This window comes from Flavobacteriaceae bacterium (assembly GCA_003443635.1).
Classification (GTDB): Bacteria; Bacteroidota; Bacteroidia; order Flavobacteriales; family Flavobacteriaceae; genus AU392.
Genome location: CP031964.1, coordinates 456,409 through 469,751 on the forward strand (window position 1 = coordinate 456,409; position 13,343 = coordinate 469,751).

Annotated in this window: 13 protein-coding genes; 8 read left to right on the forward strand and 5 right to left on the reverse strand. The window is 30.5% G+C overall.

Going from position 1 to position 13,343, the window contains the following annotated elements; all coding sequences use genetic code 11:
• Nucleotides 1–42: 42 nt before the first annotated feature.
• Nucleotides 43–2,562 carry a hypothetical protein gene (locus D1817_02035; protein AXT18684.1) on the forward strand — a complete coding sequence of 840 codons (2,520 nt, stop codon included), beginning with the start codon at nucleotides 43–45 and terminating at the stop codon, nucleotides 2,560–2,562.
• Complete coding sequence (locus D1817_02040) at nucleotides 2,562–4,460, forward strand: hypothetical protein (GenBank protein ID AXT18685.1); 1,899 nt, start codon at nucleotides 2,562–2,564, stop codon at nucleotides 4,458–4,460. The genes D1817_02035 and D1817_02040 overlap by 1 nt, the downstream gene beginning before the upstream one ends.
• Before the next feature lie 75 nt (nucleotides 4,461–4,535).
• On the opposite strand, the gene D1817_02045 is transcribed toward D1817_02040, so the two are convergent.
• From D1817_02045 to D1817_02060, 4 genes are all read right to left on the reverse strand, one after another.
• Nucleotides 4,536–5,525 carry an aspartate-semialdehyde dehydrogenase gene (locus D1817_02045; GenBank protein AXT18686.1) on the reverse strand — a complete coding sequence of 330 codons (990 nt, stop codon included), beginning with the start codon at nucleotides 5,523–5,525 and terminating at the stop codon, nucleotides 4,536–4,538.
• A 120-nt stretch (nucleotides 5,526–5,645) separates the two neighbouring features.
• The gene (gene mscL / locus D1817_02050) at nucleotides 5,646–6,047 is read right to left on the reverse strand and encodes a large-conductance mechanosensitive channel protein MscL (GenBank protein AXT18687.1); all 402 of its coding nucleotides are present in this window, start codon (nucleotides 6,045–6,047) and stop codon (nucleotides 5,646–5,648) included.
• Between the two features lie 64 nt (nucleotides 6,048–6,111).
• Nucleotides 6,112–7,218: an alanine racemase gene (gene alr / locus D1817_02055; GenBank protein ID AXT18688.1), complete on the reverse strand. Its 1,107-nt coding sequence runs from the start codon at nucleotides 7,216–7,218 to the stop codon at nucleotides 6,112–6,114.
• On the reverse strand, nucleotides 7,211–7,858 hold the full coding sequence (locus D1817_02060; GenBank protein AXT18689.1) for a thymidine kinase: 648 nt from the start codon (nucleotides 7,856–7,858) through the stop codon (nucleotides 7,211–7,213). The genes alr and D1817_02060 overlap by 8 nt, the downstream gene beginning before the upstream one ends.
• A 198-nt stretch (nucleotides 7,859–8,056) precedes the next feature.
• On the opposite strand from D1817_02060, the gene D1817_02065 reads away from it, so the two are divergent.
• From D1817_02065 to D1817_02080, 4 genes are read left to right on the forward strand one after another with little or no spacing between them, the layout of a single operon-like run.
• Nucleotides 8,057–8,788 carry a hypothetical protein gene (locus tag D1817_02065; GenBank protein AXT18690.1) on the forward strand — a complete coding sequence of 244 codons (732 nt, stop codon included), beginning with the start codon at nucleotides 8,057–8,059 and terminating at the stop codon, nucleotides 8,786–8,788.
• 15 nt (nucleotides 8,789–8,803) lie between these two features.
• Nucleotides 8,804–9,478, forward strand: a complete 675-nt coding sequence (rsmI, locus tag D1817_02070; protein ID AXT18691.1) for a 16S rRNA (cytidine(1402)-2'-O)-methyltransferase — start codon at nucleotides 8,804–8,806, stop codon at nucleotides 9,476–9,478.
• A gap of 1 nt (nucleotide 9,479) precedes the next feature.
• The gene (locus tag D1817_02075) at nucleotides 9,480–9,824 is read left to right on the forward strand and encodes a type III effector (protein AXT18692.1); all 345 of its coding nucleotides are present in this window, start codon (nucleotides 9,480–9,482) and stop codon (nucleotides 9,822–9,824) included.
• Nucleotides 9,825–10,394: a uracil-DNA glycosylase family protein gene (locus tag D1817_02080; protein ID AXT18693.1), complete on the forward strand. Its 570-nt coding sequence runs from the start codon at nucleotides 9,825–9,827 to the stop codon at nucleotides 10,392–10,394. It abuts the gene before it with no gap.
• Between the two features lie 59 nt (nucleotides 10,395–10,453).
• Here the strand turns inward: D1817_02080 and D1817_02085 are convergent, their stop codons facing one another.
• Complete coding sequence (locus D1817_02085; GenBank protein AXT18694.1) at nucleotides 10,454–11,056, reverse strand: carboxymuconolactone decarboxylase family protein; 603 nt, start codon at nucleotides 11,054–11,056, stop codon at nucleotides 10,454–10,456.
• A gap of 88 nt (nucleotides 11,057–11,144) precedes the next feature.
• Here D1817_02085 and D1817_02090 point away from each other — a divergent pair, with 88 nt between their 5' ends.
• Nucleotides 11,145–11,573 (forward strand): OsmC family peroxiredoxin, encoded by a 429-nt coding sequence (locus tag D1817_02090; GenBank protein ID AXT18695.1) that lies wholly within the window; start codon nucleotides 11,145–11,147, stop codon nucleotides 11,571–11,573.
• Nucleotides 11,574–11,653: 80 nt separating this feature from the next.
• The gene (recJ, locus tag D1817_02095; GenBank protein ID AXT18696.1) at nucleotides 11,654–13,342 is read left to right on the forward strand and encodes a single-stranded-DNA-specific exonuclease RecJ; all 1,689 of its coding nucleotides are present in this window, start codon (nucleotides 11,654–11,656) and stop codon (nucleotides 13,340–13,342) included.
• Nucleotide 13,343: the final 1 nt, after the last annotated feature.

A 13,343-nucleotide genomic window follows, 5' to 3' on the forward strand; every position in this document is an offset into this window, starting at 1 on the left:
TATTATTAGAAGGAACAATTATTTTTTTTAAAACAATTATTGATGAAAGAACAAATTAAACTTCATGAGAATATATTGACGGTAGGCTTCATCTTATTATTTATGATTATAGGTATTTCAGAAGTACTTGGTCAATCAGATATAAAAGAAAATAAGCCTCTAATAAATAAAGGTCAAATAGAGTTTATAAGTGAGAATTTAAAAGAATATAATAATCGAAATGTAATAGAGAAAGTGTATTTACATACAGATAAGAATATGTATACACCAGGTCAAAAATTATGGTATAGCGGATATACAGTATTAGGCGCTAATCATAAAGAGACTACTTTTAGTAAAGTACTTTATATCGATTTAATCAATTCAAACAGTGAAGTTGTTATTTCTCAGATCCAAGAAATTGATAAAGGTAAAAGTATTGGTTCTATTGTAATTCCTGAAGATCTAATATCAGGAGACTATCAATTACGCGCATATACTAATTGGATGCGAAATTATGACTCAGAGTTTTTTTTTACTAAGCAAGTTAAAATATTAAATACCGCTTTTACAGATATAGTTGATGTGAATGCAATAAAAACAGCAAATACTATTGATTTACAGTTTTTCCCAGAAGGAGGTGATTTGGTAGAAGGACTAAGTAGCTTAGTAGCATTTAAAGCTATAGGGTCAGATGGTCTATCTAGAGAAATCAATGGAAAAATATTAAACTCAAAAGGAGAAGTTATATCAATTATAAAATCAATACATAAAGGCTCAGGGTTTTTTTATTTAAAACCAAATAAAGAAGAATATTACTATGCAGAGTTAAATAATGGTATTAAATATGAGTTGCCAAAAGCTAAGAAAGAAGGTTATGTAATAACTGTAAATAATACTAGCCCATCAGAATTGTTAGTAAGAGTTCAGGCAAGTAAATTTTTAAGAGATAATCCGTTTAGTTTATTTATAGGACAATTACAAAAGCAGAAGTTTTATCAAGGAGAATTTAATTTTTCAGAAAAACCTTATATAGAAATAAAAATTTCTAAGAAAGGCCTTCCAAGTGGAGTAACAACGATAACACTTTTTGATAAAAAAAATAGACCAATGAGTGAGCGTTCATTATTTATAGATAATGAGAAAGAATTAATAGTAACAACTCAGATTAGCAAAGAAGAATTTAATACAAGAGATCAAATTGATTTAGAAATAAGTGTAACCGATGCAGAAGGACAACCAATATCTGCAGATTTATCGTTAGCAATAACAGATTCAGAAAAAGCTAGAAAAGATACTTATGCTTCAAATATTTTAACACAATTGTTATTAGAGTCTGATTTAAAAGGTTATATCGAAGCTCCATCATTTTATTTTAAAAATAAAGATTTTACTACCAAAAGTAAATTAGATTTATTAATGTTAACTCATGGTTGGAGACGATTTAATTGGGAAGATATTTATAAAAAAAATAAGGATACAATAAAAGCATTTAATTTTGAAGAAGGATTGGTATTATCAGGTATTGCAAAATGGAGAAATAATAACTTATTAAAGGAAGAAGAAATAGAAATATTGGTTAGAGATAAAGATGGCTTTACTCAATATAATACAAAAACTGATAATGAAGGACAATTTAAGATAACAAACTTTAATCATGTTGATACAGTAGATGTTGTACTTAATTCCAGAAATAAAAAAGGAAATCTTAGAAGTGTGCGAGTATATTTAAATGAAAGAAAACAATTAAATGTGCCAGAGTCAAGTTTTAGAATTAGTAAAAAAAGCGAAGAAAATAAAAATAAACTTTATATTATAAATTCTAAACTACAAAAAGAAGCAGATTCAATATTCGATTTGCAGTTTAATTCAAAAAAAGTAACTGTTTTAGATAAAGTAGTATTAGAGACAGAAATAGATAAAGATGAAAAAAGTAACCCTAATGCATTATCATCAACATTTGGTATACAGCCTGATGCAGTAGTATATACAGAAGGAAAAGAGTTTCAAAGTTTTGGCACATTACTAAGTAGAGTTGGAGGGCTAACGGTTGGTACTGGAAATCAACCAAGTGTTACTCTGAGGAGAGCAACAGGAAGCTCTGTTAATGGAGGAACTGATTTGTTATGGGTTCTTGATGGAGTTCCTATTGCCAACAGTAGTATTGTGCCTATAGAAATTGCCAATTTAAGTAATTTTGAAATAGAACGAATTGAAATCGCCAAGAGTGCCTCCAATTTGGCTATTTTTGGTTCAAGGAGTGCAAACGGAGCGATTTTAATTTATACAAGAAGAGGAGATGGGAGAGTTCGTAAACTGGTCTCGCCAGAATTTAGGATAGCAGGTTATCCTTTTTCAAAAGAATTTTATGCTCCAAAGTATAATGTTAAAAAAGAAGAACATATAAAACCAGATTATCGTACAACACTATATTGGAATCCAAATTTAAAAACAAATAAAAATGGAAAAGCGATAGTTACTTTTTTTAATTCGGATGTAACAAACCAAATACAAATAGACATACAAGGGGTTTCAGAAGGTATTTTAGGAACTTATTTGGAGATTTTTGGAGAGGAAGATTAATGAAAAAAGGATTATTAAAGTTTAAAATAATATTTGTATTAGCTCTGCTTTGGAGTTCAATGAGTGATGCTACTATTTTATTTAAAGAAGACATCAAAATAACCTTAGATTTAAAACAAGTAGCAATTTTAGAAGTTCTATCAGAAATAGAAAGAATAACAGAATTCACTTTTTTTTATAAAAATGAAGATGTTAATCTAAACACAATAGTTACCATAAAACTTAGTGAAACTCCTATAAATTTAGCCTTAGCAGAACTTTTTAAAGAAAAGCCTATAACATTTAAAATTATAAAGAATCAAATTGTTCTTAAAAAGAAAAATTTACATGACAACCATAATCAAGAATTACAGATTTTATGTAAAGTAATTGATTATAAAACTAAAACCCCTTTATCATTTGCTACAATACGTGTTAAAAACACTTCATTAGGAGTTATTGCTGATGATAAAGGACAGTTTAGGGTGCCTTATAAATACAAGCAAAATAATGATACTATTATTATCAGTTCTATAGGTTATAAAACTAAAGAAATAGCAGTAAATAATTTAAAAGATAGAGAAACAAACATTATAGGTATAGAAACTAAAATAGAAACCTTAGCCGAAGTAGATTTAGAGAACAATAAAAAACGCTTATCTATAAAACAAATTGTAGAAAAAGCAATAGAGAGTATTTCAGATAATTATCCAAGTAATCCAAATTCATACGTAGGTTATTATAGAGATTATAAACTTATAGATGATGAGTATTTTAATCTTAACGAATGCCTCGTAGAAGTTTTTGATGGAGGGTTACAAACACATAAATTTAGTGACCCTAATAATCAAGCTGTATTATATAATTTCCATGTAAATGAAAACTTTAAAAGAGATGAATATTTAGAAACACCATACGATAATAAAAGAAAAAAGTTTATAAAAGGTGCAATATTATCTCCTTTAGGAGGTAATGAATTATCTATTTTGAATGCTCATAATCCAATAAGAAACCATAATGATTTTTCATTTTCATTTATGGATATTTTTAAAAAAGATTTTGTTAGTAATCATAGCTTTAAATTTTTAAAACGAACTTCATTAAATGATACACCCATCTATGAGATACAATTTGAAGCATTAAGAACTGTCACAGAAGATAATTATAAAATTTCGGGGAAATTATTTATAGAGACAACTAATTTTTCAATCCACAAAATAGAATATGAAGTCCTAGAGGTTGAATTGGAAATTATAAATCCACATACTGCTAAACCTGATGATCTAGATATAATTAAAACTTATAAGCCTTTTTATTCTTTAAAATTAGAATATGCTCCTTTAAAAGACAAGATGTACTTGAACTATATTTCTTTTAACAATCATTTTCAATTAAAAAATAAAGCACGTTTTAAGGTCGAAAAAATCTCATATGATAATGAACGCAATGCTTTTTTGATTCAATTTAATAATCCATTAGTAGCAAGCTATGTTTCTTTTGGAAGTGGAAGAAAATTAATCCCAGCTTCAAATAAGATTAAAAATTATGTATTTAACTATAAGAAAAGAAAGCTAAAAGTTAAGAATATCGAAATGATAAATTATACGCTAATGAGAGTTAATCTTAAGGATAACAAATTTTCTGAAGAACTAAGTGATGAAGGTAATATAACAAAACATCTTAAATATCAAATTCGTAACTTAAGAGATGTATTTGATAGAAAACTTAATAAAACTAAAGAGTTAGAGATATATCAATTTAGAGAGTTTTTTGTCCAAGAAGTATTTCCTAATAAGGAATTACCCAGTAATATCGAATTTGTAAATAAAACGCTACCTCTCTCTCAATCTAAAATTCACAAGTTTGAAGCAAAAAATAAGTATTGGATTAATACTCCTTTACAAGTAATTAAAGATTAATGTATTAAATTAAAAAAGCTCTTATATATCTATATAAGAGCTTTTTTTAAATATTATAAATGAAATAGAATCAATCTAAACTAAATCATTTTCAACTAAATATTCAGCAATCTGTATGGTATTAGTTGCGGCACCTTTACGCAAATTATCACTTACAATCCACATATTAAGTGTATTTGGTTGTGAACCATCACGACGAAGCCTTCCAACAAATACATCGTCTTTTCCATTGGCATAAATTGGCATAGGATATACATTTACATCTGTATTATCTTGAACAACTACCCCCGGTGTTTCACTTAATAGTTGCCTTACTTTGCTCAATTCAAAGTCATTTTCAAACTCTACATTCACAGATTCACTGTGTCCACCAGCGGTGGGTATTCTTACTGCTGTAGCAGTAACAGCTATAGTTTTATCATCAAGAATTTTTTGGGTTTCCCTAACGAGCTTCATTTCCTCTTTAGTATAACCATTCTCTTCAAATATATCACAATGAGGCAATGCATTTTGATGTATAGGATAAGGATATGCCATTTCACCTTTAACACCTGCTAACTCATTTTCTAACTGTTGTACTGCTTTAACACCTGTACCTGTTATAGATTGGTAAGTAGAAATTACCAAACGCTTAATTTTGTATTCTTTATGTAAAGATGATAATGCTAATACCATCTGTATAGTTGAGCAGTTTGGATTAGCAATAATTTTATCTTTTTTAGTAAGTTGAGAAGCATTAATTTCAGGGACAACCAAAGGTTTATTAATATCCATTCTCCAAGCCGAAGAATTATCAACTACAGTAATTCCTGCTTCAGCAAATTTTGGAGCCCACTCTAAAGATGTGCTTCCTCCAGCAGAAAATAATGCAATATTTGGCTGCATTTTAATAGCATCTGCTAAGCCAACAATTTTATATGATTTATTTTTAAATATAATCTCTTTACCGATACTTCGTTCTGAAGCGACAGGAATTAATTCTGTAATAGGGAAATTGCGTTCTTCTAAAATAGTTAACATTACAGTACCTACTAAACCTGTGGCACCAACAACAGCTACTTTCATAGTATTTTTATTTTAATGCAAAAATAAATATTAAAGTGTTAATAAAATGCATAAAAAACGCTTCTTAACAAAGAAGCGTTTTTTGTTAAAATATAAGGTTGGTTATATTTTTTATAAAATTTACTTTTTTAATAAATCTCTAATCTCAGTAAGTAAATCATTATCTGATGGTCCTGCAGGCGGTGCTGGTGCAGGTTCTTCTTTTTTCTTCATTTTATTAATACCTTTTATGATCATAAACATCACAAATGCAACAATAATAAAATCAATAAGATTTGTAACAAAATCTCCCCAAAGAACAGCAACTTCTCCAACAATGTTTCCTGCTTCATCAGCAGTACCTTCTGTAAGAATCCATTTTTGATCTTTAAAATCAGATTTAAAAACTAAACCAATTAAAGGCGAAACGATTCCACCAGTAAATGAAGATACAATTTTGTTAAATGCTGCACCCATAACAAATGCTACAGCAATGTCAACAAGATTGCCTTTCATAGCAAACTCTTTAAATTCTTTTAACATGATTAAATATTTTTAGTTAGTGATTATGATAGCAATTTAATTAAAAAAATGTTAAAATATAGAGCTATCGGTAAAATACGCGTTTTACTCGTTGAGAAACATTAGTAAGCAATTCGTAGGATATAGTATTCAAATTTTCTGCTAAATTCTCTGCAGTATGTTTTTTATCAAATAAAACAACCTCATCTCCTTCTACACAATCAATACCTGTAATATTTATCATGATCATATCCATACAAACATTTCCTATAATTGGAGCTTGTTTTCCATTAACAAATACATAACCATTTTCATTTCCAAATTGTCGGCTAATACCATCTGCATGACCAATAGGAATGGTCGCAGTTTTTTGAAAAGAATCACTTTTATAAGCACGATTATAGCCCACGGTTTCATTTTTCTCAATATGATGAATTTGAGAAATAATAGATTTTAACGATGCTATAGGTTTTAAGTTTTTGCTTTCGTTTTCATCGTTTCCATATCCATATAAACCAATACCACTTCTTACCATACTAAAATGAGCTTCAGGATAATTTAAAATGCCTGAAGTATTACACATATGCAATAAAGGCTGGTCATTTGATATTTTATTGCAGTGATTCACAATATTTTTATAAGTTTCAATTTGTGTTAAAGTAAACTCTTTTTCGTTTAAATCTTCACTAGCTGCTAAATGCGAGAAGATAGACGTTACTTTTACTGCAAGTGTATCTTTTAATTTATCTAACAAATAATTACAATCATTTTCCCAAAACCCTAATCGATTTAGGCCTGTATTAAATTTAATGTGGATAGGGTAATTATTTTGCTTCTCAGTATTGGCAACTTCAAGAAATTCATTTAAAATTTTTGCATTGTATAAACTAGGCTCAAGAGAGTATTTAATTAATGACTTTAAATTTACGGCTTGAGGATGTAATATTAAAATAGGAGTTATAATTCCTGCTTCTCTTAATGTAATACCTTCGTTTACATAAGCAACGGCAAAGTAATCGACTTTAAGCTCTTCTAAATATTTTGCAATTTCAATGGCATTACTTCCATAACCAAAGGCTTTAACAACTGCCATAAATTTTACATTATGATCGAGTTTTGATTTTAAATACTCAAAATTATGTTTTAGAGCTTTTAAATCTATCTCAAGAACGGTTTCTTGGGCTTTAGGCATTAGAAGTATCTGATTTTGGTGGAATTTCTTTAGGGTCGTTAACTTTCATATTTCGAACTTTATCGCGTACCATAGCTTTATAAAAAGCGGCTCTACTTAAAGGTTCATATTCTTCAACTTCACCCAAAAGTACTAAATTATCATTTTTAGATTTTCTGTAACTATACTGTGCAAGATTACCTGTACGAGTGCAAATTGCGTGTACTTTTGTTACATATTCTGCAGTTGCCATTAAATTTGGCATAGGGCCAAAAGGGTTACCTTTAAAATCCATATCTAGTCCAGCAACAATAACACGGATACCCTTATTTGCTAAATCGTTACAAACACGTACGATCTCATCATCAAAAAATTGTGCTTCATCAATACCAACCACATCGCAATTGTCGGCTAAAATAGGGATATTAGCTGCTGCTGGAACAGGAGTTGAACGAATTTCGTTTTCATCGTGTGAAATAACTTTTTCACTATCATAACGTACATCAACAGTAGGTTTAAAAATCTCTACTTTTTGTCTGGCAAACTGTGCACGCTTAAGTCTGCGAATCAATTCTTCTGTCTTTCCAGAAAACATCGAACCACAAATAACTTCGATCCAACCAAATTGTTCTTTATGATTTACTGTTTTTTCAAGAAACATTTTGTAATTTTAACACTAAAATATAGGTATTTTTCGTTTGTATAAAGGTGACGTAAATTTATTAAAAATCAAAAACCTAAAACGACTAATATAAAAATTTTAAACTAAGAGATAAGTTGTAATAAGTAAGAGGTTTTTTAAATAAACTTTTTAATAAAAAATTACATTTTACAGATAGAAGATAATAAAACTGAAAAGATGAAAAAGAAACTAGAATCAGAGTTAATAAGTATAGCCCATAGGATTCTTAAGCTAAAAGGAAAGGAAGATGTTATTAAAATGTATGCTGAAGTAACTGCATTGCATGAAAAACTATCTGTTTTAAAGTTCGCACATGAAAATTTTGAAGATGATATTCCAACTATTGGAAATGACTCTTCATTTTTTGGAATGTTGGATCAGGCTTTTAATAATAAAGTTAGCGATAATATTGAAATTGAAGACAAAATATATGTAAACCTTGACGATGTTGAAGATGATGATATCATGGAGCCTGTAATGGAGAAGATCAAAGATATGGTAGCACAAATGCCTCAAGAAACACAACAAGTAGATCGATTAATAGAATCGATGTCTCCTCAGGTAGAGTTTCATAAAAATGATTTTGAAGAAATTACAGCAGACTTTAAAGACATTCCAGTTTTTGAACCTGTATCTAAAAATAATGATTCTAAAAAATCATTAAATGATAAACTTAAAGGAAAAAGCTTAGCGATTGGATTAAATGATAAACTGGCTTTTATTAAACATCTTTTTGATGGCAATGCTGAAGATTATGATCGTGTTGTATCTCAAATAAACACATCGAGCACATTTACAGAAGCTTCAAATTTAATTCAAGAAATTGTAAAACCAGATTATAATCATTGGGAAGGAAAAGAAGAGTACGAAGATCGATTTATGGAAATTGTAGAAAGTAAATTTGATTAAATGTTCTGCCAGTAAATGAGCAAACTTTATATTGTACCCACACCTATAGGGAACTTAAAAGATATTACATTTCGAGCTATTGAAGTGTTAAAATCTGTAGATTTAATCTTGGCAGAAGATACTCGTACATCTGGAAAACTTTTAAAAAACTTCGAGATTAATACCCCTTCACAGTCACATCATATGCATAACGAGCATAAAACAGTAGAAGTTTTGGTTCAAAAATTAAAAAGCGGGATTTCGATAGCACTTATAAGTGATGCTGGGACACCTGCAATTTCTGATCCTGGGTTTTTGCTTACACGTGCTTGTATAGAAAATGATATAGAAGTAGATTGCCTTCCTGGAGCTACAGCGTTTGTTCCAGCTTTAGTAAATTCAGGATTACCAAATGACAAATTTGTATTTGAAGGGTTTTTACCTGTTAAAAAAGGGAGACAAACACGATTAAAGTTTTTAGCAGAAGAATTGCGGACTATTATTTTTTACGAATCCCCACATAAGTTAATAAAAACACTAACACATTTTTGCGAATATTTTGGAGAAAATCGACAAGTGTCTGTGTCTCGCGAACTTACAAAATTATATGAAGAAACTGTTAGAGGCACAGCAAAAGAAGTATTAGAGCATTATACCAATAAACCTCCAAAAGGAGAAATAGTAGTTGTAGTTGCCGGAAAAAATAAATAAAATGACAATAGAAGATTTTAAAACCAAATTAAAAAATACACCAGAAACAATACAGTTTTCTGATACAATGAATGTTGTTGAAACAAATTATAATTTTACACCAACAGCATTCAAAAATGGAGAATTATATAATAATAGTGATCAAAATCTAGGGTCTTGTAAATTATTAACTTTCGCAAAAATACAAGAGTTTACAAAAGAGGAAACTTTAGCATGTTTTGGGCAATTTTATTTTGATGAAGTAATTAATGACCCTAATGGCGAAGGGCATCAAAATATAAGAAACTTTATGAAAACTGGATTTGAAGGCTTATTATTTGAAGGAAATGCTTTAAAAAGAAGATAAATGGAAGATTTGCTCAATAAAATAAAGCATTGCGATATTTGTAAAGACCATTTACCTCTTGGCCCACGGCCTGTAGCAGAAGCGCATCCAGACTCTAAAATTATTATTATTGGGCAAGCACCAGGAACAAAAGTGCATGCTTCTGGAATTCCTTGGGATGACCCTAGTGGGCGACAATTAAGAAAATGGTTGGGCGTTACTGATGAAGAATTTTATGATGCAACAAAATTTGCTATTGTACCTATGGGGTTTTGTTACCCAGGAAAGGGAAAAACAGGAGATTTACCTCCACGACCTGAATGTGCTCCACAATGGCACCAACAATTATTGGATAAAATGCCTAATGTTGAATTGGTACTTTTAATAGGAATGTATGCACAAAATTACTATTTAAAAAAAGACGCTAAGCGCACATTAACAGAAACTGTTGCTAATTATAAAGAGTATTTACCTAGATATTTACCTTTACCACACCCATCGCCTAGAAATCGTTTTTGGTTAACGAAAAACCCATGGTTTGATGTTGAGGTATTACCTGAGTTACAGAAGAGAGTAAAAGAATTGATATAAAAAACCTCATCAGAAATGATGAGGTTTTAATCTATGTTTAAAAAGAAATTCTCTAAAACTTAATATTGAGACCCATCGTGTTTACCAACCTCAAAACCGTGTTTTCCAAGAAATTGGTTTCCGCTTTCTACCGCGCCTTCTTCAATAGAAGTACCCATACTATCATTCCAACGATTTAAATATCCAAATAAAGAAATTACTCCAAGCATTTCTACAATCTCACCTTCATCCCAATATTTATATAAACGTTCTTTAATTTCTGCGTCAACAGCATTTGGCACCATAGATGCTTGTAAAGAGAAATCTAAAGCAGCACGTTCAGCTTCAGAAAATGCAGGATGTGTACGATATTCCCAAATATTATCTAATTGTTCTTGTTCTGCACCATAACGCTCGGCAGCACGAATAGCGTGTGCTTGGCAGTAACGACACCCTGTTGAGTTACTACTTACCCAAGCAATCATTCGTTTTAAAGCCGAAGTAACACGACCTTCATTAGCCATTACAGCTTTATTTAAATTAATAAATGCTTTACTAATGGCTGGACGACGTTGCATTGTCAATACAGAATTTGGACAAAACCCAAGTGTTTCGTTAAAGAATTCTGCCAATTCTTTGGTTTCTAAATCGTGATCTGCAGATAGTGGAGTTACTAATGCCATTTTAATTTATTTTTAAGTTTATAAATAGTATTTTTGATGCCAACAAGATAACATTTCAATTAAAATATTCAACAAAAAAACTTTAATTATGGCAGATAAAGTCACTGTAGAATGGAAGGGTAATATGCTATTCGAATCTGATAACCCAAGAGAAGGAGAGCATAAAGTAATGATGGATGCTTCACCAGATAATGGAGGACATAATGAAGGCTTAGGCCCTAAAGCGATGATGTTATCATCTTTAGCAGGTTGCTCAGGATTAGATGTGGTATCTGTTCTAAAAAAGATGAAGGTAGATCTTGATGATTTTAAAATGGAAGTTCAGGGCACATTAACAGACGAACACCCTCGTTTTTATCATTCAGTAACTGTAGATTATCATTTTTATGGCACAGATTTAAATCAATCTAAAATTAACAAAGCAGTTGATTTGTCGGTCGAAAAGTATTGTGGCGTGATGGAAATGTTTCGTCAGTTTGCAAAAGTAGAAACCGCAATTCACCTTCATAATAAATAAATTATTACACCATAATAACACCCTTTGGTTTTTGTAATTTAAGGGTTTTAATTTAGAATTTATTTCTAAAAATACCACCTATGCGATGGACGCTAAAACCTAAACCAGCACTCGAAAAAATTGAAGTGCTACAAAAAGCACTTCAAGTTGATGCTATTACAGCATCACTCCTTATTCAGCGTGGTATTGAAACTTACGATCAGGCAAAACAATTTTTCAGACCTTCATTAGCAGATTTACACGATCCGTTTTTAATGAAGGATATGGAAAATGCTGTTACTCGAATTGAGCAAGCATTATCCGTTGGAGAACAAATAATGGTGTATGGTGATTATGATGTAGATGGTACTACTTCAGTAGCTTTAATGTCATCTTATTTAAAAACAAAACAAGATAAAATCACAACGTATATCCCTGATCGTTATGATGAAGGGTATGGCATATCTTATAAAGGGATAGATTTTGCCCATGATAATGAGTTTACACTAATTATTGCTTTAGATTGTGGAGTAAAAGCTATAGATAAAGTAGCCTATGCAAAAGAAAAAGGCATTGATTTTATTATTTGTGACCACCACAGACCTGGAGATAAACTTCCTAATGCAATAGCTATTTTAGATCCTAAACGAGACGACTGTGAATACCCGTATAAAGAGTTATGTGGTTGTGGTGTAGGTTTTAAATTAATTCAGGCACTAGCTTCCAGAGAAGGAAAAACGGTTAATGATTTAACTAAATATCTGGATTTAGTAGCAACTGCTATAGGTGCAGATATTGTTCCTATTACTGGAGAAAATCGCATTTTAGCGTATTACGGACTTCAAGTTATTAATACTACTCCAAGAGCAGGAATACAAGTTATTTTAGAACAGGTTAAAAAAAAGAACTTCACAATTACAGATGTCGTATTTATTGTTGCGCCACGTATTAATGCAGCAGGGAGAATGAAGCATGGTAACTATGCTGTAACCTTACTTACTGAAACAGATTATAATTTAGCTGCAGAATATGCTATAGAAATCAATGATTTTAATACCGAAAGACGTGAAGCCGATAAACGTATTACAGAAGAAGCTCTTAAGCAAATAGAAAATAATAACGAACAAGAAGGGTTTACTACAGTAGTTTATGACGAAACCTGGCATAAAGGTGTTGTGGGTATTGTGGCATCAAGGCTTACCGAAACGTATTATAGACCAACCTTAGTATTTACTAAAAGTGGAGATAAGCTAGCAGCTTCTGCACGTTCGGTAAAAGGCTTCGATGTATATAATGCTTTAGAAGCATGTAAAGAGCATATCGAACAATTTGGAGGCCATAAATATGCTGCTGGGTTAACACTTAAAGAAGAACAGTACAAAAGTTTTAAAACTAAGTTTGAACAAGTGGTTTCTCAAATGATAGATAAAGCTTTATTAACTCCAGAAATTACTGTTGATACTGAGATTAATTTAGAAGATATTACACCAAAGTTTTACAGAATATTAAAACAACTAGCTCCTTTCGGCCCTCAGAATATGACTCCAGTATTTATGTCACAGCAGCTTAAAGATACGGGTTATGGAAAATGTGTAGGTGAAGACGATAAACATATTCGAGCAACAATGACGCAACATGGAAATTCAAAAATTACAGGTATAGGTTTTAATTTAGGGAACAAGTTTAACCTTATTCAAAATCAAAAACCATTTAAAGCAGTTTATTCTATAGATGAAAATTATTGGAATGGAAAAGTAAGCTTACAATTAAAATTGAGAGATATTAAATAAT